Below are 20,084 nucleotides of genomic sequence, written 5' to 3' on the forward strand. Positions count from 1 at the left end.
TCTCGCGAGATCAGGAGCTTCGGCTGAGACAGGTCATTCCGTCGCCGAACGACCTGTGCCGGCGAGATCTCCTGATCTGAGCAGATAGCAGAGCAGGAGCGGATGCGGGGCGTTGGAGCGTCCGCACGCGCGAGATCAGGAGCTTCGGCTGGGACAGGTCGATCCGGCCGAGATTGGCATGTACCGGCGAGATCTCCTGATTTCGCCGCGAGCGACGAACGAGGCAGTGGAAGCGGATGCTGCCGCGCCGAGGTCAGCCCTTGCCGAGCAGCTTCTGCAGCTCCGCGAGGTCGGCCTCGCTGGGCGCACCCGTCGCGCCGCCCAGGCCGAAGCCCGATCCTGTGGGTGCGGCGGGAGCCGCGGCGATGCCGGCGTTCTCGGCGGCGCGCTTGGCGGGGTTGCCCGACCGCGAGCCCTTGGCCTTCTGCTGCTTTCCGCGCTTGCTCGAGGCGCCGGGGCGCCCCATCGAGCCCATGCCCGGGATGTTGGGCACACCGCCGCGGGCGACGGTCTTCATCATCTTGGCGGCCTGCTCGAAGCGCTGCACGAGCTGGTTGACGTCGGTGACGGTCATGCCGGAGCCGCGGGCGATGCGCAGGCGCCGAGAGCCGTTGAGGAGCTTCGTGTTGCGGCGCTCGGCGGGGGTCATCGAGCGGATGATCGCCTCGGTGCGGTCGATCTCGCGCTCGTCGAAGTCGTCGAGCTGCTGCTTCATCTGGCCCATGCCCGGGAGCATCCCGAGCATCTTCTTCATCGAGCCCATCTTGCGCATCTGCTGCATCTGCTCGAGGAAGTCCTCCAGCGTGAACTGCTCGGTCGCGATCTTCTCGGCGACCTTGCGGGCCTCTTCCTCGTCGAACGCCTGCTGCGCCTGCTCGATGAGGGTGAGGATGTCACCGAGGTCGAGGATGCGCGAGGCCATGCGGTCGGGGTGGAAGGCCTCGAGGTCGTCGAGGCCTTCGCCGGTCGACGCGAAGATGATGGGACGGCCGGTGACCGAGGCGACAGACAGCGCTGCGCCGCCGCGGGCGTCGCCGTCGAGCTTGGAGAGCACGACGCCGGTGAAATCCACACCCTCCTGGAAGGCCTTCGCGGTGTTGACCGCATCCTGACCGATCATGGCGTCGATGACGAAGAGCACCTCGTCGGGGTCGACCGCCTTGCGGATGTCGGCGGCCTGCTTCATGAGCTCGGCATCGACGCCCAGGCGGCCCGCCGTGTCGATGATGACGATGTCATGCTGCTGACGGCGGGCGGTCTCGACGCCGTCGCGGGCAACGCGCACCGGATCGCCGACGCCGTTGCCGGGTTCGGGCGCATAGATCGCGGCACCGGCCTGCTGGGCGACGACCTGCAGCTGGTTCACGGCGTTCGGCCGCTGGAGGTCGGCGGCGACCAGGAGCGGGGTGTGGCCGTCCTTCTCGAGCATCTTGGCGAGCTTGCCGGCGAAGGTCGTCTTTCCCGAGCCCTGCAGGCCCGCGAGCATGATGACGGTCGGCGGGGTCTTGGCGAACTCCAGCCGGCGCTGCTGGCCGCCGAGAATGGCGACGAGCTCTTCATTGACGATCTGCACGACCTGCTGCGCCGGGTTCAGCGCCTTGTTCACCTCGTCGCCGAGGGCGCGCTCGCGCACCTTGCCGGTGAACTCCTTGACGACTTCGAGGGCGACGTCGGCATCGAGCAGTGCGCGCCGGATCTCGCGGACGGTGCCGTCGACGTCGGCCGGGGTGAGCTGCCCCTTCTTGCGAAGGTTGCGGAAGGTCTCGGTGAGCCGGTCGGAGAGGGTGCCGAAAGTAGCCATGATCCCCCGATTCTACGGGCTGGTGGCCGGCCGGTTGAGCGCGCGCGGGTCAGGGCGCGTACGAGAGGGCATCGTCGACCAGGGCGCTGAGTGAACTGCGCCCCGGCCCCGCCTCGGACCAGCTCCACACCGCCGCCAGCAGCGCCCCCGCCCACGCCGCAGCGCGCACCTGCGCCTCCAGCGGACGGGTACCGTCCCGCTCCAGACGATCCGCGACGGCGTGCGCCAGCCGCACCTGGCGGACGGCCCGTTCGCGTTCGAGGTCGTCGCCGATCCCCATCGCGGATGCCTGGGCCACCGCCAGAGCGAGACTGTCGGGTGCGAAGCCGTCGCCGATGCTGCGCACGGCCTCCCGCGCGGGCGCGGCGCCATCCCGCAGGGCGGATGCGGCAGCATCCAGTCGCTCGTCGAAGGCCCCCCACAGCACGTCGGCCTTCGAGGAGAAGTAGTTGAAGAAGCTCGAGCGGCTGACCCCCGCCCGCCGCGTGATGTCGTCGACCGTCGTCGCCGCGTACCCCTGCTCGAGGAAGAGCTCGCTGGCGGCCTCGGCGAGTGTCTCGCGTGACGACGCTTTCGGACGGCCCACGGTCATCCCCTCAGCGTAGAGCGCGCTCGAGCTCAGCGGCGAGCGTATTGTTGGACGCGATCCAGAAACGCCATGAGCGAAGGAGAACCGTGCTCGACATCCTCTCCCCCGGCCTCGCGCCGCACTTCGTGCCCTACCAGGAGGGCTGGGACCTGCAGCGTCGTGTCCACGCCGAGGTGGTCGCCGGTTCCCGCCCCGACACGCTCATCCTCCTCGAGCACGATCCGGTCTACACGGCGGGGGTCCGCACGGCCCGCCACGAGCGCCCCACCGACGGCACGCCCGTCGTCGACGTCGACCGCGGCGGCAAGATCACGTGGCACGGGCCTGGGCAGCTCGTGGGCTATCCGATCGTGCGCCTGCCCGAGCCGATCGACGTCGTCGCCCATGTGCGCCGCCTCGAAGGTCTGCTCATCGACGTGCTCGGTCGCCACGGCATCGAGGGCTTCCGGGTGGAGGGGCGCAGCGGCGTGTGGGTGCACCGCCCGCTCGGCGACGACAAGATCGCCGCGATCGGCGTGCGGGTGCAGCGGGGGGTGACGATGCACGGCTTCGCCCTCAACTGCTCGAACTCCCTCGCCCCCTTCACCGGCATCGTGCCGTGCGGCATCTCGGATGCCGGGGTCACCACGATGAGCGAACTGCGGGCGCGAGAGGTCACCCCCGCCGACGTCGTCGCCGATGTCGAGGCGGCCTTCCGCGTCGAGTACGCGGCGGTCGCGGCATGAGCGCCTGCGGTCAGCCCTCGAGCCCGGGGGCGACGGCACCGGAGGGGCGGCGGATGCTGCGCCTCGAGGTGCGCAATGCCCAGACGCCCATCGAGCGCAAGCCCGAATGGATCAAGACCCGGGCGCGGATGGGCCCCGAATACCAGGCGCTGCAGTCGCTCGTGAAGACCGAAGAGCTGCACACCGTCTGTCAGGAGGCGGGCTGCCCCAACATCTACGAGTGCTGGGAAGACCGAGAGGCCACGTTCCTCATCGGCGGATCGCAGTGCACTCGGCGGTGCGACTTCTGTCAGATCGACACCGGCAAGCCCGCCGACTACGACACCGACGAGCCGCGCAGGGTGGCCGACAGCGTCAAGCGGATGCAGCTGCGCTACGCCACGGTCACGTGCGTCGCCCGTGACGACCTCCCCGACGGCGGGGCGTGGCTCAACGCCGAGACGATCCGCCGCATCCATCACGAGAACCCCGGCACCGGGGTGGAGCTGCTCGCGACAGACTTCAATGGCGACCCGGCGCTGCTGGGCGAGGTGTTCGCGGCGCGTCCGGAGGTGTTCGCGCACAACGTCGAGACGGTGCCGCGCATCTTCAAGCGCATCCGCCCCGCGTTCCGCTACGAGCGCTCGCTCGACGTGCTCACCCAGGCGCGGGCGGCGGGCCTCATCACGAAGTCGAACCTCATCCTCGGCATGGGCGAGGAGCCCGAGGAGGTCTTGCAGGCTCTGCACGACCTGCACGAGGCGGGCACCGACATCGTCACGATCACGCAGTACCTGCGCCCCACTCCCCGCCATCTCCCGGTGGCGCGGTGGGTCAAGCCGCAGGAGTTCGTGGAGTTCAAAGACGAGGCCGAGCGCATCGGGTTCCTCGGCGTGCTCGCCGGTCCCCTCGTCCGGTCCTCGTATCGCGCGGGGCGGCTCTGGGCGCGCTCGATGCTCTCGAAGGGCCGCGAGATCCCCCCGGAGTTCGCGCACCTGGCAGCCGAGGTGGCCGACGAGGGGCGTGCATTCGCACAGGCTGTCTGACGCCGGCGCCTGACAGGCGGCGGGCGGTTCCGTAGGGTGGGGCCATGAGCGAACGACCTGTGGCGACGGCATCCGATCTCCTGCGCGGCTTCACCGAGGCCGAACTGCAGCAGAAGGCGAAGGACCATCTCTGGATGCACTTCGCCCGGCAGTCGGTCATGACCGACGGCCCCGGCGTGCCGATCATCGTCAAGGGCGAGGGGCACCACATCTGGGACTCCCAGGGCAAGAAGTACATCGACGGGCTCGCGGGGCTGTTCGTCGTGGCCGCCGGCCACGGCCGGCGTCGCCTGGCCGAGATCGCGTCGAAGCAGGCCGAGCAGCTCGCGTTCTTCCCGATCTGGTCGTACGCGCACCCCGCCGCGATCGAGCTGGCCGACCGCATCGCCGACCACGCCCCCGGCGACCTCAACAAGGTCTTCTTCTCCACGGGCGGCGGCGAGGCCGTCGAGACGGCGTTCAAGCTCGCCAAGTACTACTGGAAGCTGCAGGGCAAGCCCACCAAGCACAAGGTGATCTCGCGTTCGGTGGCCTATCACGGCACGCCGCAGGGGGCGCTGGCGATCACCGGAATCCCCGCGATGAAGGAGATGTTCGAGCCGCTCACCCCCGGCGGGTTCCGCGTGCCGAACACGAACTTCTACCGCGCGGCCGACATGGGCGCCCCCACCGGGAGCCTTGAGGAGTTCGGCGTGTGGGCGGCCGACCGCATCGAGGAGATGATCCAGTTCGAGGGGCCGGACACGGTCGCCGCCGTGTTCCTGGAGCCGGTGCAGAATTCCGGCGGGTGCTTCCCGCCTCCGCCCGGATACTTCCAGCGGGTCCGCGAGATCTGCGACCGCTACGACGTGCTGCTCGTCTCCGACGAGGTCATCTGCGCGTTCGGTCGCATCGGCCACATGTTCGCCTGCGACGCCTATGGCTACCAGCCAGACATGATCACGTTCGCCAAGGCGGTCACGAGCGGGTACTCGCCGCTGGGCGGCACCGTCGTCAGCGACCGCATCTACGAGCCGTTCGCCCACGGCGACCGTGCCTTCTATCACGGCTACACCTTCGGCGGGCATCCGGTGTCGGCCGCCGTGGCGCTGGAGAACCTCGCGATCTTCGAGGAGGAGCGTCTGCTCGAGAACGTCCGCGAGAACTCCCCCGTGTTCCGCTCGACCCTCGAGAAGCTCACCGACCTGCCGATCGTCGGCGACGTCCGGGGCGACGGCTACTTCTTCGGTATCGAGCTCGTCAAAGACAAGGTCACGAAGGAGACCTTCGACGACGACGAGTCGGAGCGGCTGCTCAGAGGGTTCCTCTCCAAGGCGCTGTTCGACGCGGGCCTCTACTGCCGCGCCGACGACCGCGGCGACCCGGTGATCCAGCTCGCGCCGCCGCTGACCATCGGCCCCGCCGAGTTCGACGAGATCGAGCAGATCCTGCGGAGCGTGCTGACGGAGGCCTGGACGCGTCTGTGAGGTTTCGATACGCCGCCTGCGGCGGCTACGACCATCGAGTAGCGCGAAGCGCGTATCGAGATGCGGCCTAGACGCGCCACGCCTCAAGGCCGCTGCGCGGCATTGACCCGTGGCGCGTCTAGTCCGCGCTGGTGACCGACTGCACCGCGCCGTCGGAGTCGAGGTTCACCAGCAGAACGTCGTCGGTCTGGTCGGGGTCGAGCGCATATTCGAGCACCGCGAACGGGTCGGAGCCGCCGTGCTCATCGGCGAGGATCGTCATGCTCATCAGCTGCAGCGAGCGGATGATGTCGATGTGGGTGTCGCCCGAGATGTCGACGAGATAGTCCTCGATCTCTTCGCCGAGGTGCTCCTGCTGCTGAAGCAGATACTCCGTCACCTCGCTCGTGCGATCGCTGAGTTCGGCGACCATGGCGTTGCGGGCGCTGCGATCGATCGACTCGAGCGCCGAGACGAGCCCCGCGGCGACGTCGAGGGCTGCTACCGAGACGTCGTCCTGATCGGGCGCGGTCAGATCGACGGTGACCGTCTGATCTCCGAGCTCGACGTTCTCCGACCAGAAGATCGATCCGTCGGGCCCGGACTCCAGCAGTCCGAAGAAGTCGTGCTCGATCGCCATACGCCCATGAAACCAGCCTCGCCGCTCAGGCGAAAGTCCGGTCTCGCTCCGGCGTGTCAGTCGACGAGCGAGGCCGCGAACACGTGCGGCGTGAAACCGGTGAGGTCGCCGATCTCCTCGCCCTGGCCCAGCAGCTTGACCGGGATGCCGGTGCGCTCCTGCACCGCCAGCACGAATCCGCCCTTGGCCGAGCCGTCGAGTTTGGTCAGCACGAGCCCGGTGACCCCAGCGTGCTGGAGGAACGCCTCGGCCTGCATGACGCCGTTCTGGCCCGTCGTCGCGTCGAGCACGAGAAGCACCTCGCTGATCGGCGCCTGCTTCTCGATGACGCGGCGGATCTTGGTGAGCTCGTCCATGAGCCCTCCCTTGGTGTGCAGGCGCCCCGCCGTGTCGACCAGCACGATCTCGGTGCCGGTGCGCTTGGCGTAGTCGATGGTCTGGAACGCGACGGATGCCGGGTCCTGGCCCTCCTGCTGCGGGCGCACGATCGCCGCTCCCCCGCGCTCGGCCCACGTGGCCAGCTGGTCGACGGCCGCCGCACGGAACGTGTCGGCGGCGCCGACGACGACCGACCGGCCGTAGCGCTGCAGGAACTTGGCGAACTTGCCGATCGTCGTCGTCTTTCCGACGCCGTTGACTCCCACCACGAGCACGACGGCCGGGCGCTCGGTCAGCCGCAGGGTGGTGTCGAATTTCGCGAAGTGCTCTTCGAGCGACTCCTTCAGCATCCGCTGCAGGTCGCGCGGATCGGTCGTGCGGTAGCGCTCGACCTTCTCCTGAAGCTCTTCGACGAGCCGCTCGGTGATGTCGGGTCCGAAGTCGGCGGTCAGCAGCGCCGTCTCGAGGTCTTCCCACGTCGTCTCATCGATCGTGGGCTTCACGAACACGCCGCGCAGCGCGCGACCGAGTGACCATCTCTCCGCCATTGCTCCAGCCTACGAGTTGTCGTGCACGGCGGGCGTCAGCTCGCGGCGCGGTCGACGACCCGCTGGCCGACGACCGCCGAGACGCCGTCCTGGCGCATCGAGACGCCGTAGAGCGCGTCGGCGATCTCCATCGTCCGCTTCTGATGCGTGATGACGATGAGCTGACTCGACGCACGCAGCTGCTCGAAGACACCCAGGAGCCGGCCGAGGTTGGCGTCGTCGAGAGCCGCCTCGACCTCGTCGAGGATGTAGAAGGGACTGGGGCGGGCCTTGAAGATCGCCGTCAGCAGCGCGACGGCGGCCAGCGACCGCTCGCCGCCCGACAGCAGCGAGAGCCGCTCGATCTTCTTGCCGACCGGGCGCACCGCCACTTCGATGCCCGTCGTGAGCGGATCGTCGGGATTGGTCAGCGAGATGCTGCCCGAGCCGCCGGGGAACAGGATCGGGAACACCTCGCCGAAGGCGGTCTTGGTGTCTTCGAAGGCGGCGAGGAAGATCACCTGCATCCGCTCGTCGAGCTCCTCGATGATCGTCAGAAGATCCGTGCGGGTCTGGGCGAGGTCTGCCAACTGCTCGGTGAGGAACTTGTGGCGCTGTTCGAGCGCGGCGAACTCCTCGAGGGCCAGCGGATTCACCCGTCCGAGCTGCACGAGCTTGCGCTCAGCGTCGTGCAGCCGACGCTTCTGCGCTGCCCGGTCGAAGGCCGACTCCGCGCCGTCATCGCCGGTGATGGGCTGATCGGGGCCATATTCCGAAATGAGAATGTCTTCGTCGAGGGCGAGCTCCGAGGCGACGCGTTCGAGCAGGCCGGTGACATGCAGGCGCTTCTCGTGGATCTGGAGCTCGAGTCCGTGCACGCTCTCGGTCAGCGATGCGAGGCGCTCGCGCACCACACCGTCCTGGGCACGCAGCTCGGTGAGCTCGGCCGACACCGCCGAGCGCGCCGCCTCGGCGGTGGCGAGGGCCACGCGCGCCGCGCTGACCGAGCGATCGACCGAGTCGAGCACGGCGGGCAGCTGTGCAGAGACGGATGCGGCGACCTCGCGCTGCGCGCGGCGCACGACGGCGCGGCGGGCGGCCTCGGCTGCCGCATCTCGTTCGCGTTCGCGCTGCCGCTCCAACTGCACGACACGCGACTCACCGGCCCGCACGCGCTCGCGAAGGGTCTCGACTTCGAGCCTGGCCGTCATCTCGTGCTCGCGAGTCGCCTCGAGGGCGACCAGCAGCCCTTCGCGTGCCGACGCGTCGAGGATGGGCCTGGGCGCTTCGAGCGCTTCTGCCAGTCGGGCCTGGGCCACCCGTGCCGCGCCGTCGGCATCGGCGACGGCGGCCTGAGCCTGTGCGAGCCCCGCTTCGAGTCGCTCGCACTCCGCCACCGACGCCTCGTGCCGCACGGATGCGCGATTGACCTGCTCGGTGTGCGCGGCCAGTGCGGCGTCATGGGCGCGCAGCGTCTGGAGGGCTGTCTTGCTGCGCTGGCGGGCTTCGTCGAGGTGCGCGGTGCGGTCGCCGAGGGCTTCGCGCAGCGAGTCGGCGACCACGGTCATCTCGGTGCGGCGCACGGCGGCCGCGTCACGCTCGGCGGCGAGCTCCAGTCTCGACCGACCGCTCCCGGATCCTGCGTGCACGGTGAACGCGGTCACGACTTCGCCGGCGCGGGTGACGATGGTGATCGGCGTTGCGTGGTCGGCTGCCGCGGCGCCCGCCTCGAGGGCGGCCTCGAGGTCGTCGGCGATGACGGTGTGACGCAGGATGCCGAGCACGCCCTCGGGGGCCTGCACGACGGCGAGGGCGGCGGTGACGCCGGGGAGGTCTGGCACCTGTGCGGCAGCCCCAGGGGCGTCGGCGATCGCGAGGTCGACCGCGCCCAGATCTTCGTCCCGCGCCGTCGCGGCCGCGCGCCGCGCCGCGTCGCGGGTCTCGACGAGCACGCCTTCGGCGAGCGGGCCGAGGGCGGCGGCGATCGCCGCCTCGAAACCCGAGGTCACCTTGATCGCGTCGCCGACGAGGCCCCGCACGCCGGTGGCGCCACGGGCGACCAGCTCGGCCGCGGCGTTGCGCACGTCGAGTGCGCGGCCGAGGGCCGTGGTCTGCGCGGTGAGTGCCTCGACCTCGCGTTCGGCGGCATGCAGGCGCTCGCGAAGTTCGGTGACGGCATGCTCGGCGTCGGCGGCGTCACGCTGAGCGCGCTCGTATGCTGCGGCGTACTCCGCCGACGAGCCCTCGGGAACAAGTGCCGGGTCGACGCCGGCCAGGGCCTCTTCGGCGTCCGTGCGGCGGGCTACCGCAGCCTCGAGGGCGCGCTGCTGGCGCTCGACGGCGCTGCGCACGGCGCCGAGGGCCGATTCCGCGGCCTCCGCGGTGCCGCGCAGGCTCGTGATGCGCATGTCGTGCTCCGAGACCAGTGCGCTCTGCGCCGCGATGTCGGTATCGAGGGCGTCGAGCTCGGCCCGCGCCCGCATGACCGCGCGCGCGGCCTCGGCAGCGGCATCCTGCGCGTCGCCCAGGCCCGCCGCGATCTCGTCGATCTCGGTGCGGGCGTCGTCGATCATGCCCTGCGAGACGGTGGTGCGCTCGACGTCCTGCTCGTCGTCGGCTTCCGCCAGCAATGCCAGGCGCTGCCCCGCGAGCGTGTACAGACCGCGCAGTCGCTCCTGCACGCGCTCGAGTTCGAACGCGGTGCGACGGGCATCGTCGACCTGCTCGGACTGCTGCTGCGCCTCGAGCTGCTCGAGGCGCGCGCGCACCTGCGTCGCCTGGTCCTGCAGCACGAGGCGCTCGGCGTGACGCTCCTGCTCGCTGCGCGCGTGCGAAGCCAGCTCGCTGCGCAGGCCGACGAGTTCGTCCGCGAGCAGTCGCGCCCGTGCGTCGCGCACGACCGCCGCGATGCCGGCGGCCTCCCTGGCGATCTCGGCCTGCTTGCCCAGTGGCTTGAGCTGACGCCTCAGCTCACCGGCCAGATCGCTCAGGCGCGTGAGGTTGGTCTCCATCGCGTCGAGCTTGCGGAGCGTCTTCTCCTTGCGGCGGCGATGCTTGAGGATGCCGGCCGCCTCCTCGATGAAGCCTCGGCGGTCTTCCGGGGTCGCCTGCAGCACGCTGTCGAGGCGCCCCTGGCCGACGATGACGTGCATCTCGCGGCCGAGCCCCGAGTCGCTGAGCAGCTCCTGCACGTCGAGCAGACGGCACGCCTCGCCGTTGATGGCGTATTCGCTGGCGCCGTTGCGGAAGAGCGTCCGGCTGATCGTGACCTCGGAGTACTCGATCGGCAGCGCACCGTCGCTGTTGTCGATCGTCAGCTGTACCTCGGCGCGTCCGAGGGGCCCGCGGGTCGCCGTTCCGGCGAAGATGACGTCTTCCATCTTGCCGCCGCGCAGCGTCTTGGCCCCCTGCTCGCCCATCACCCAGGCGAGTGCGTCGACGACGTTGGACTTGCCCGATCCGTTCGGCCCGACGATGCAGGTGACCCCGGGCTCGAGTGCGAAGGTCGTGGGCTGCGCGAACGACTTGAAGCCCTTGAGCGTGAGGCTCTTCAGGTGCATCCGTGGTCCTTCGGGGTGGGGCGGTCCGGTCCACCGTAGCGGATCGGCCGACCCACCCCGTCGAGGCGCGGCGAGACGCTCAGACCTGGGTCTTGCGCTCGGCCAGAAGCTGGCGCACGACACCGAAAGCGCCGAGGATCGCGAACCCGATCGTCATGACGATGGTCATCGTCATCTCTTCCCACAGCTGCGGGTTGTCGGTGATGTTGTACCAGTAGTCGCCCCAGAACAGCTCGTCGGTCAACGAGGCCGGCATCGGGTAGCCGAGGGCGCTTGCGACGTCGAAGACGAGTCCCCCGAGGAACGCCAGCACGAGGGTGACCGCTGCGACGGCGACGATCACCGCGATCCCCGCGCCGCCGACTCGTCCCCCGCTGCCGCGGCGGTAGAGCCACGCACCGCCGGCGACGACGGCGAACGCGACCAGCGCTGAGATGAAGCCCAGCTGCCAGATCACGCACCACAGTGCGACACCGAGGGGCAAGGCGGCGAGGGCGAACAGCGCGCCCCGTGCGACGTTCTCGGCGGGCAGGGCCGCGGCCGCTGACGCGGCCGGCGGCTCGGCGGTGGTCGAATCGGCGTGCGCGCTCAGGTCGGCGCTGTCGGGCGGGGATGCGGGGAGGTCGGTCATGTGAATCCGTATCTCGGGGGGTGAGATGCGCCGGGCGGCGCGTAGGAGACGATAGCCCTCGCATGGTGGATTCATAGGCAACTCGCAGGGTCGCCGTGCGGCGTGTCTCGATGCGACCGCGGCCTTCCCCACTTGACGGCGCGGAGAAAGGGGACTAGCGTCACTACCCGCATCCGAAGCACGAAAGGAGGTCACCGATGCTGCACATGACTCTCGGCGCTCTGCCGACAACCGCGCCGATGGGCGCAGTCGCTCCGGTGACCCGCTGCTTCGCGGGGATCACTCCCACCGCCGCCTGATCGGGTCGCCGGAGCACTCTGCCCGCCGCACGGCGTTCGTGTCTGCGCGCCGCGGCCGGCATCTCCAGCTCCGCGCACGCCGCCGCTCGATGAGCCGCGCCGCCGCCTCAGGCCACCCCGCATCGGCGTGCACATGCACGCCCACCCGCAACCGCACACCATCCGACACCATCCGGAAGAGACCATGGACGACACCACGACCCAGACCCGGTCGCTCGATCTGGCCCGGCGCATCACCGCGCCGATCCCGCTCGAATCCGATCGCATCGCGCTGAGCGACCGCCTCTCGCTGCGCCTCGGTCTGTGGCTGCTGCTGCGCAGCGCCCGTCGCATCGACGAGCGCGCCGAGCACGATCCGCAGCACGACCGCTACGCCGAGCACACGCGAAGGCGCGACAACGAGCGCGCCAGAGACACCCGCGAGAGCGCGCAGCTGCAGGAGCAGCTTCTGCATCTGTCACGCATCTGACCCGTCCGGGGGCGCATTCCGCCCCCGGACGGACCCACCCACGAGGAGAGGCCACCATGCCCACCACCGTCACCGAGGCGGAGTTCCGCCCGCTCACCATTCCCGCCGCCGTCGATGCCGACGACGCGGCCGACTTCATCGCCATGGTTCGCGCGCGCAACGAGATCTACCGCGAGATCGCCGGTCACGGCGACGAATCGATCTCGCCCGCCGAACTGCTCCCCCACTATCAGGCCGATCCTGACGAAGACCGCTTCGTCTGGATCGTCGTGGCAGACCAGGAGGTCGTCGGCCGCATCGGCGTCGACATCCCCCGGCACCCCGGATCGCGCTCGGCATACTGGATCGTCGAGCTGCTGCGGCGCGTGCAGGGCCGAGGCATCGGCGCACGCGCCTACGAGCTCGTCGAGAAGGTGGCGCGCGAGCACGGTCGAACCGTGCTGCAGTCCTGGGCGCAGCATCCGGCAGCCGCCGGCCGTCAGCTGAGTCCCCCCACGGGATTCGGCGCGATCCCCGAAGACCGCGCGGCGCGGTTCTACCTGCGCAACGGCTACGCGCTGGAGCAGGTGGAGCGCAACAGCGCATTCGACCTCACCGGCTCGTTCGACACCGTTCGGCGCCTTCTCGCGGAGGCCGAACACGCCGCGGGCGGTTACAGGATCGTGCAGTGGTCGCCGCCGACGCCGCCGGAGCTCGCCGAGGGCTACGCCTGGATGAAATCGAGGATGAACACCGACGCACCCGCCGCGGGGATGGAGTTCGACGAAGAGGTGTGGGACGCCGAGCGCGTCGCGCGCCACGACGCGCGCTACACCGACCCGGGGCGGCTGCTGCTGGTCACCGCCGCGCAGCATGTCGCGACCGGTGAGCTCTGCGCCTTCAACGAGCTCGTCGTGGGTGTCGACCGCACCGAGGCGTCGCATCAGGAAGACACCCTCGTGCTGCGCGAGCATCGCGGCCACAAGCTCGGCACGCTCGTCAAATGCGCGGGGCTGCTGTCGTGGCGGGAGCTCGTGCCCGACTCTCCGCGCGTGCTCACCTACAACGCCGAGGAGAACCGGCCGATGCTCGACATCAACGAGGCGATCGGGTTCGTGCCGATCGCCTACGAGGGCGCATGGAAGAAGGTGCTGACATGACGCCCGCCACACTCGAGGTGGAGCGGATCGGGGTTCCACCGTCGCTCGCCGACGCGCAGGCAGAGCCGTTCGCGGCCATCGCCCGCCTGAGCAACGCGATGTGCCGTCACGACACCGGCCACGCGCACTTCGACACGACCCCGGGCGAGATGCTGCCGTCGTGGCACGACACCGCCGATCGGCGACACACCGGTTTCGCGGTGCGCCGCGACGGCGAAGTGCTCGGCGTGGCCGTGCTGCAGATTCCCACCGAAGCAGACGCCCGCAATGTCGAGTTCGACATCATCGTCGATCCGCGACGGTGGGGCGAGGGTGTCGAAGACGAGCTGGTGCGGCAGGTCGAATGCGAGGCCGCAGCGCTGGGGCGTACGGCGCTGCAGACCTACACGCTGCATCGCGCGGATGCTGTCGCCCGCGTCATCGCGCCGGAAAGCGGCTGGGGCGGTGTTCCGGCCGACGACAGGCAGACCAGGCTCATGCGCGCGGCCGGCTATCGGCTCGAGCAGGTCGAGCGCAACAGCGTGCTCGACCTGCCCGGCTCTCGCGAGGCGATCGAGCGCATGCTGCAGACGGCGCGTGAAGCGGCGGGAGCCGACTATCGGGTGCTGACCTGGACCCTCCCCACACCCTCCGAGCACCTCGACGGCTTCGCCTTCGCGATCTCGCGCATGTCGACCGATGTGCCGATGGCGGGCATGCTGCAGGCCGAGGAGGTGTGGGACGCCCACCGCGTGCGCCGACGTGACAGGCGTCTGATCGACAGCGGTCTGACCGTGTCGGTCGCCTGTGCCCAGCACGTGGCGACGGGCCGCATCGTGGCCTACACCGAGCTGACGATCGGAGACGACCCCACGGGCGCCACTCATCAGTGGGGCACCCTCGTGGTGCGCGAGCATCGGGGCAGGCGCCTGGGAATGCTCGTCAAGTGCGCCAACCTGCTGCGCTGGAGCGAGATCGCCCCCCGCTCACCCCTGGTGTCGACCTTCAACGCGGAAGAGAACCGCCACATGCTCGACGTCAACGAGGCGATGGGGTTCGTGCCGGCCGCCCTCGCGGGCGCGTGGCAGAAGACGGCGGCGCCGATCAGCTGAGGCGCTGGCAGTGCGGGCAGTAGTGGCTCGAGCGGTTCATGAACTCGACCCGAACGATGGGCCGCCCGCATCGGGGGCAGGGCTGTCCGGGGCGACCGTAGGCGTTGAGCGAGTGCGCGAAGTAACCGGCCTGGCCGTTGACGTTGACGTACTGGGCGTCGAAGCTCGTGCCGCCTTCGGCCAGTGCCTTCTCGAGCACAGCACGCACCTCGGCCAGCAGCCGTGTCACGCGACGCGTCGGAAGCGTGTCGGCCGGCGTCCCAGGGTGCAGGCGCGCGGCCCACAGCGCCTCGTCGGCGTAGATGTTGCCGATGCCGCTCGCCACGGTCTGGTCGAGCAGCACGCGCTTGACGGCCGAGCGCCTGCGTGCGAGGGCTCTGCGGAACCAGCGGTCGTCGAACGCGGGGTCGAGCGGGTCGCGCGCGATGTGCGACACCTGCGTGGGCACGGCCGCGAGGGCGTCGCCGCGGCCGCCGGGTGCGGCATCCGCCGTCGGCACGAGCGTGTCGAGGGCCAGCGAGCCGAACGTGCGCTGGTCGCGGAACAGGATCGACAGCTCACCGTGCAGCGGATGCTGCAGCTCGATGCGGATGCGCTCGTGCGGCTCCTGCGGGCTGCCGGCCTGTCGCAGCAGCAGCTGTCCGCTCATGCCGAGGTGGCCGATGATCGCCTCGGTCGGCTCTGTCGCGGTCAACGGCAGCCAGAGGAATTTGCCCCGCCGCACGGCGGAGCGGATGACGCGGCCGGTGAGGGCCGCCTCGAAGTCGGCGGGTCCGGCGCCGTGGCGCGTGAGCGCGCGCCCGTCGAGCACGGTCACGCCGGTGATGAGGGCGTCCGTGACGGCGGGTTCGAGGCCGGCGCGGACGACCTCGACCTCGGGAAGCTCAGGCACGTCCGCTGAGCAGGCGCCAGGCGGCGAGGGCGGCCGCGCCCTCGGCCTGCTTCTTGCTGGTGCCGACTCCGGTGCCCACGATGTCGCCGGCGGCGACCGTCGCGGTGAACTCACGGCTGTGATCGGGCCCGGTCGCGGTGACCTCGTAGGCGGGAGCCGGCGCCGACATCGCGGCGGTGAGCTCTTGCAGCGCCGTCTTCGGGTCCATCGCCGCGCCGTAGCGCTCGGGGTCATCGAGCAGCGGCTGCACGAGGCGCAGCACGAGGGCGGTCGCCGCGTCGGGCCCCGCCGACAGATAGGTGGCGCCGATCAGCGCCTCGGTGGTGTCGGCGAGGATCGAGTCCTTGTCGCGTCCACCGGTCAGCTCTTCGCCGCGGCCGAGCAGCACGTGAGCGCCGAGCCCGATGCCGCGGGCCACCTCGGCCAGCGCGACGGTCGACACGACAGCGGCGCGACGCTTGGCGAGGGCTCCCTCGTCGAGGTCGGGGTGGCGCGTGTACAGGCGAACCGTCACAGCCTGGCCGAGCACCGAGTCGCCGAGGAACTCGAGCCGCTCGTTGTGCGGGAGGTGCCCGTTCTCGTAGGCGTACGAGCGATGCGTGAGCGCAAGCGACAGAAGCTCGGAGTCGATGTCGACTCCGAGCTTGTCGGTGAGCGCCGTGCGCTCAGAGGTGACGTCGGTCACGATCCCGGCCGGGATCAGACGTCGGCGACCTTGCGGCCCTTGTACTCCAGGAACAGCTCGGTGCCCTGCGAGTCGGTGACGACCTTGGCCTGGTGGGGACGGCTGTAGACGACCTTGCCGTTCTCGACGGTCTTGACCAGCGCGGGGGCCTCGGCCTTCCACTGCGCACGACGCGAACGCGTGTTGGAGCGGGAGACCTTCCGCTTCGGGGGGTTACCTGCCATGGCTTGCTCTCTTCTGTCTCGCGGCCGGGCGCAGGGCGCTCAGCCGTCGTGGTCTGTGGTGTAGTCCTGGAGCGCGGCCCAGCGCGAATCGACCTGCTGGGGCTGCGGGGTTCCGGTGCTCTCGGTCAGTCGCTCGCCCGTGACCGGATCGAGGCCGGGGCAATCCGGCTGACACACCGGCTGAAACGGAAGCGACAGGACCATCGCATCCCTGACCAGAGTTTCAAGATCCACGTGGTCGTCTTGAACCTCGAAGTCAGTTGCTTCCTCCCCAGGATACGCGAAAAGCTCCTGAAACTCGACTTCGACAGGCGCGTCGATGTCGGTCAGGCATCTTCCGCAGACGCCGCGATAGTGCGAGAGGGCCGTTCCCGACACGAGGATGCCCTCGTGCACCGACTCGAGTCGCACGTCGAGCTGCACCTCCTCGCCGGCGTCGACGGCCACGAGTCCCTCGCCCCATTTCTCGGGGGTGGGCACGTCGATCTCGAACTCGCGCATCTCGCCGGGGTGACGCACGATGTCGTGGGCGCTCAGCACGAAGGGGCCCGAGATGTGTCTTCTCACGGTGGTCAATCGTACCCGCGCGCGACTGTGCAGCGGCCGTGCGCGGCCGGTGTCAGATGCCGCGGGCGCCGGTGTCGAGAAAGCGGGCGACGGCGGCGGGGACGAACGGCGACACGTCGCCGCCGAGCGAGGCCACCTGGCGCACGAGCGAACTCGACACGAGGGCATGTGCGGGGTCGGGCAGCAGGAACACGGTCTCGACGTCGGCCAGGTGGCGGTTCACGATCGCCATCGGAGTCTCGTACGCCACGTCGACCTGGGAGCGGATGCCCTTGACCAGCACACCGGCGCCCACGTCGGTGACGTAGTCGACGAGCAGACCCATGCTCCACGACGCGACGACGACCTCGCCGTCGATGTCGCTGTCGGCGATCGACTGCTCCAGCAGCGACAGACGCTGCGCGATCGGCAGCATGGCCTCTTTGCCCGGGTTGTGCACCACCAGCACATGCAGGGTGTCGTACAGGCGTGCAGCCCGGCGGATGACGTCGAGGTGACCGAGGGTCGGCGGATCGAAAGACCCCGGGACGACGGCGATCCGACTGTTCATACGTCTCAGCCTATCCGCGCGCCGCCTCAGTTCTTGGCCAGCGCCGCCCGTTCCTCACGGCCCACCCTGCGCTCGATGGCGTCGGCCAGTCCGGTGTGCTGGAGCAGCGTCGGGTCTTCGGCGAGCACGCGCTCCGCCTCGGCTCTGGCCTCGGCGATGATGTCGGCGTCTTTGACGACGCGCAGCAGCTTGAGCGACGACCGCGCTCCCGACTGCGCATCGCCGAGCACATCGCCCTCCCCGCGCAGCTCGAGGTCCACCTCGGCCAGCTCGAACCCGTCGAGAGTGGCCGCGACGGCCTCGACCCGCGCTCGTGCGGGGGTGCCGGGGGCGGCCTCGGTCACGAGCAGACAGAGCCCTGGCACGCTCCCCCGGCCCACTCGGCCTCGCAGCTGATGCAGCTGCGAGACGCCGAACCGGTCGGCCTCGAGGATCGCCATGGTGGAGGCATTGGGCACATCGACGCCGACTTCGACGACGGTCGTCGCCACGAGCACATCGATCTCGCCGCGCGAGAACGCCTGCATGACGCCGTCTTTCTCGTCGGAGGGCATCTTGCCGTGCAGCATCGCGAGGCGGATGCCGGCGAACGAGGGCAGCTGAGAGGCCAGGTGCGCGGCCTGCACCACGCCCCAGCGGGGCTTCTTGGCTTCTCCCTCGACGGGTGGCGCGGTGTCGGCGTCGTCGCCGGCGGCAGCCTCGGCGTCGATCGCCGCGCAGACGACGAACGCCTGGTGACCCGCGCCGACCTCTTCTGCGATGCGCTCCCAGACCCGGCCGAACCAGTTCGGGCGCTCGGCGAGCGGTGCCACGAAGCTCTGGATGCTGGCGCGGCCGGTGGGCATCGTGCGGATCGTCGACACGTCGAGGTCGCCGAACACGGTCATCGCCACCGTGCGCGGGATCGGCGTCGCCGTCAGCACGAGGGCGTGCGGCGCCGACCCCTTCGCCCGCAGCGACTCGCGCTGCTCGACGCCGAATCGGTGCTGCTCGTCGACGACGACGAGGCCGAGATCGGCGAAGGTCGTCGCCTCGCTGAGCAGAGCGTGGGTGCCCACCACGATGAGCGACTGCCCGGAGGCGGCGCGCAGGGCGGCCTTGCGGCGCTCGGCCGCCGGCAGCTGTCCCGTCAGGAGTGTCGGCATGAGCTCAGGTGCGAGCCGAGGCCCCAGCATCCGCGCGATCGAGCGCACGTGCTGCGCGGCGAGCACCTCGGTGGGTGCGATGAGGGCCGACTGCCCGCCGCTCTGGGCGACCTGCAGCATCGCCCGCAGCGCCACGAGCGTCTTGCCCGAGCCGACCTCGCCCTGCACCAGCCGGTTCATCGGCCAGTCGCCCTCGAGGTCGTGGGCGATCTGGGCGCCGACGGCGACCTGATCGGGGGTGCGTTCGAACGGCAGTGCCGCATCGAAGCGCTCCAGGATGCTGCCGGCCGGGCGCGCGGTCGCCGACAGCGCGCGCACGAACTGCCGCTGCTGCAGCAGCGCCGTCTGCAGCACGAACGCCTCGTGCATGCGCAGCGTGTCGCGCGCAGGGGCCATCTCGTCGTCGAAGGCAGGGCGGTGGATGCGCTCGATCGCGGTGCGCGCATCGATGAGGCCGTGCCGCTCGCGGAAGAGCGAGGGCAGCGGATCGTCGATCGGTCCGAGACCGTCGAGCACGAACGCGACGGTCTTGGCGATCGTGAAGCTGGGCACCGAGGCGGTGGCGGGATAGATCGGGATAGGCAGGTGGGCGTTGGCCTGCGCTGTCAGCACGGCGGTGGCCTCGTCGTCGAACAGTTCGTAGTCGGGGTGCGCGAGCTGCTTGGCGCCCCGGTACTCCCCGACCTTTCCGGCGAAGATGCCGCGGCGGCCAGGGGTGAGGTCTTTGAGCCGCCACGGCTGGTTGAAGAAGGTGAGCGAGAGGTCGCCGTGGCCGTCGCTGATCACGAGCTCCTGCAGCGTGCCCCTGCGGTTCTGCATGCGCCGCTCGCCGGCGCGTTTGACCTCGGCCACGATCGTGACCTGCTCCCCCACCGGCAGCGACGAGATCTGGGTCAGCTCGCCCCGCTTCGCGTAGCGGCGGGGGTAGTGCTGCAGCAGATCGCCCACGGTGCGCATGCCGAACGCCTTCTCGAGCGCGGTCGCCGTCTTGCCCCCGACGGCGCCGTCCAGGCGCGTGCGTAGGGTCCACTCCGGCATGCGACGAGTCTAGGTCGGCGCGCCGACACCTTGGCCTCACCGCCGACGCATAGCCGGCTGGCTTACGCTGGCCTGATGATCCGCCGGCTCCTCGCCCGCGTCTACTGGGCGTGCAGCCGGTGGACGCTCAAGACCGAACCCGCCCCCGATCGCCCGACGGTGCTGTTGGGCGTGCCGCACACCTCCAACTGGGACTTCGTGCTCATGCTCGGCATCGCCTGGCGCCTGGGCATCCCCATGCGCTGGCTCGGCAAGAAGAGCCTGTTCGCCGGCTGGGCGGGGCCCGTCATGCGGGCTCTGGGCGGCATCCCCGTCGACCGCGACGACCCGTCGCGGGTCGTCGGCGACGTCGTCGCCCGCATCCGCTCCGGCGAGACGTTCGGACTGGTCGTGACCCCCGAGGGCACGCGTGGCGCGGGCAGCTACTGGAAGAGCGGCTTCTACCGCATCGCGCGCGAGGCGGGGCTCGATGTCACCCTCGGCTACGTCGACCGCACGACGATGACGACGGGCCTCGGTCCCACGATCCGCCTCACCGGCGACGTGCGCGCCGACATGGACGTCATCCGCGCCTTCTACGCCGACAAGTCGGGGCTGCGGCCCGAATACCGCACCGAGCCGCGACTGCGCGAAGAGGACGCGGCCGCGGTCTGACGCCGCGGCT

General features: G+C 70.2%; 19 protein-coding genes. 7 read left to right on the plus strand and 12 right to left on the minus strand.

Annotation, left to right across the window (positions count from 1 at the left end; translation table 11 throughout):
* Window positions 1–253 precede the first annotated feature (253 nt).
* Window positions 254–1,801: a signal recognition particle protein gene (gene ffh / locus OAW74_RS05795; protein ID WP_262873365.1), complete on the minus strand. Its 1,548-nt coding sequence runs from the start codon at window positions 1,799–1,801 to the stop codon at window positions 254–256.
* Window positions 1,802–1,850: 49 nt separating this feature from the next.
* Complete coding sequence (locus OAW74_RS05800) at window positions 1,851–2,393, minus strand: TetR/AcrR family transcriptional regulator (protein WP_262873366.1); 543 nt, start codon at window positions 2,391–2,393, stop codon at window positions 1,851–1,853.
* Window positions 2,394–2,476: 83 nt separating this feature from the next.
* Between OAW74_RS05800 and lipB the strand changes: the two genes are divergently transcribed.
* From lipB to OAW74_RS05815, 3 genes are read left to right on the plus strand one after another with little or no spacing between them, the layout of a single operon-like run.
* A complete protein-coding gene (lipB, locus tag OAW74_RS05805) occupies window positions 2,477–3,115 on the plus strand; it encodes a lipoyl(octanoyl) transferase LipB (protein ID WP_262873367.1) in 639 nt (212 codons plus the stop codon).
* The gene (gene lipA, locus OAW74_RS05810; protein WP_262873368.1) at window positions 3,112–4,140 is read left to right on the plus strand and encodes a lipoyl synthase; all 1,029 of its coding nucleotides are present in this window, start codon (window positions 3,112–3,114) and stop codon (window positions 4,138–4,140) included. The genes lipB and lipA overlap by 4 nt, the downstream gene beginning before the upstream one ends.
* Window positions 4,141–4,184: 44 nt before the next feature.
* Window positions 4,185–5,606: an aspartate aminotransferase family protein gene (locus OAW74_RS05815; protein WP_262873369.1), complete on the plus strand. Its 1,422-nt coding sequence runs from the start codon at window positions 4,185–4,187 to the stop codon at window positions 5,604–5,606.
* A gap of 118 nt (window positions 5,607–5,724) precedes the next feature.
* Here OAW74_RS05815 and OAW74_RS05820 read toward each other — a convergent pair whose 3' ends face one another.
* The 4 genes from OAW74_RS05820 to OAW74_RS05835 form a co-directional block, all read right to left on the minus strand.
* Complete coding sequence (locus OAW74_RS05820; RefSeq protein ID WP_262873370.1) at window positions 5,725–6,225, minus strand: DUF2004 domain-containing protein; 501 nt, start codon at window positions 6,223–6,225, stop codon at window positions 5,725–5,727.
* A 56-nt stretch (window positions 6,226–6,281) separates the two neighbouring features.
* On the minus strand, window positions 6,282–7,151 hold the full coding sequence (ftsY, locus tag OAW74_RS05825) for a signal recognition particle-docking protein FtsY (protein WP_262873371.1): 870 nt from the start codon (window positions 7,149–7,151) through the stop codon (window positions 6,282–6,284).
* 35 nt (window positions 7,152–7,186) lie between these two features.
* Window positions 7,187–10,690 (minus strand): chromosome segregation protein SMC, encoded by a 3,504-nt coding sequence (gene smc, locus OAW74_RS05830; protein WP_262873372.1) that lies wholly within the window; start codon window positions 10,688–10,690, stop codon window positions 7,187–7,189.
* A 79-nt stretch (window positions 10,691–10,769) separates the two neighbouring features.
* Window positions 10,770–11,321 carry a hypothetical protein gene (locus OAW74_RS05835; RefSeq protein ID WP_262873373.1) on the minus strand — a complete coding sequence of 184 codons (552 nt, stop codon included), beginning with the start codon at window positions 11,319–11,321 and terminating at the stop codon, window positions 10,770–10,772.
* Window positions 11,322–11,804: 483 nt separating this feature from the next.
* Here OAW74_RS05835 and OAW74_RS05840 point away from each other — a divergent pair, with 483 nt between their 5' ends.
* Genes OAW74_RS05840 through OAW74_RS05850 form a run of 3 tightly spaced genes read left to right on the plus strand, consistent with a single transcriptional unit; the run spans window position 11,805 to window position 14,319 of the window.
* Complete coding sequence (locus OAW74_RS05840; RefSeq protein ID WP_262873374.1) at window positions 11,805–12,089, plus strand: hypothetical protein; 285 nt, start codon at window positions 11,805–11,807, stop codon at window positions 12,087–12,089.
* A gap of 56 nt (window positions 12,090–12,145) precedes the next feature.
* Complete coding sequence (locus OAW74_RS05845) at window positions 12,146–13,228, plus strand: GNAT family N-acetyltransferase (protein ID WP_262873375.1); 1,083 nt, start codon at window positions 12,146–12,148, stop codon at window positions 13,226–13,228.
* A complete protein-coding gene (locus OAW74_RS05850) occupies window positions 13,225–14,319 on the plus strand; it encodes a GNAT family N-acetyltransferase (protein ID WP_262873376.1) in 1,095 nt (364 codons plus the stop codon). Before OAW74_RS05845 ends, OAW74_RS05850 begins: the two co-directional genes overlap by 4 nt.
* On the opposite strand, the gene mutM is transcribed toward OAW74_RS05850, so the two are convergent.
* The 6 genes from mutM to OAW74_RS05880 all read right to left on the minus strand — a co-directional run bounded on the left by mutM (window position 14,312) and on the right by OAW74_RS05880 (window position 19,420).
* Entirely contained in the window at window positions 14,312–15,211 is a 900-nt protein-coding gene (gene mutM, locus OAW74_RS05855; RefSeq protein WP_262873377.1) for a bifunctional DNA-formamidopyrimidine glycosylase/DNA-(apurinic or apyrimidinic site) lyase, read from the minus strand. The two genes, OAW74_RS05850 and mutM, sit on opposite strands and share 8 nt — an antisense overlap.
* On the minus strand, window positions 15,204–15,896 hold the full coding sequence (rnc, locus tag OAW74_RS05860) for a ribonuclease III (RefSeq protein ID WP_262873378.1): 693 nt from the start codon (window positions 15,894–15,896) through the stop codon (window positions 15,204–15,206). Before rnc ends, mutM begins: the two co-directional genes overlap by 8 nt.
* 14 nt (window positions 15,897–15,910) lie before the next feature.
* Window positions 15,911–16,120: a 50S ribosomal protein L32 gene (gene rpmF / locus OAW74_RS05865; protein WP_050721097.1), complete on the minus strand. Its 210-nt coding sequence runs from the start codon at window positions 16,118–16,120 to the stop codon at window positions 15,911–15,913.
* A 39-nt stretch (window positions 16,121–16,159) separates the two neighbouring features.
* The gene (locus tag OAW74_RS05870; protein WP_262873931.1) at window positions 16,160–16,675 is read right to left on the minus strand and encodes a YceD family protein; all 516 of its coding nucleotides are present in this window, start codon (window positions 16,673–16,675) and stop codon (window positions 16,160–16,162) included.
* Between the two features lie 64 nt (window positions 16,676–16,739).
* Window positions 16,740–17,237, minus strand: coding sequence for a pantetheine-phosphate adenylyltransferase (gene coaD / locus OAW74_RS05875; RefSeq protein ID WP_262873379.1), 498 nt, complete (start codon window positions 17,235–17,237; stop codon window positions 16,740–16,742).
* Between the two features lie 26 nt (window positions 17,238–17,263).
* Window positions 17,264–19,420 (minus strand): ATP-dependent DNA helicase RecG, encoded by a 2,157-nt coding sequence (locus tag OAW74_RS05880; RefSeq protein WP_262873380.1) that lies wholly within the window; start codon window positions 19,418–19,420, stop codon window positions 17,264–17,266.
* Between the two features lie 75 nt (window positions 19,421–19,495).
* Here OAW74_RS05880 and OAW74_RS05885 point away from each other — a divergent pair, with 75 nt between their 5' ends.
* On the plus strand, window positions 19,496–20,074 hold the full coding sequence (locus OAW74_RS05885; protein WP_262873381.1) for a 1-acyl-sn-glycerol-3-phosphate acyltransferase: 579 nt from the start codon (window positions 19,496–19,498) through the stop codon (window positions 20,072–20,074).
* The last annotated feature ends 10 nt before the right edge of the window (window positions 20,075–20,084 follow it).

It is taken from the genome of Microbacterium fluvii (assembly GCF_025515205.1).
In the GTDB taxonomy this organism is placed as follows: domain Bacteria; phylum Actinomycetota; class Actinomycetes; order Actinomycetales; family Microbacteriaceae; genus Microbacterium; species Microbacterium fluvii.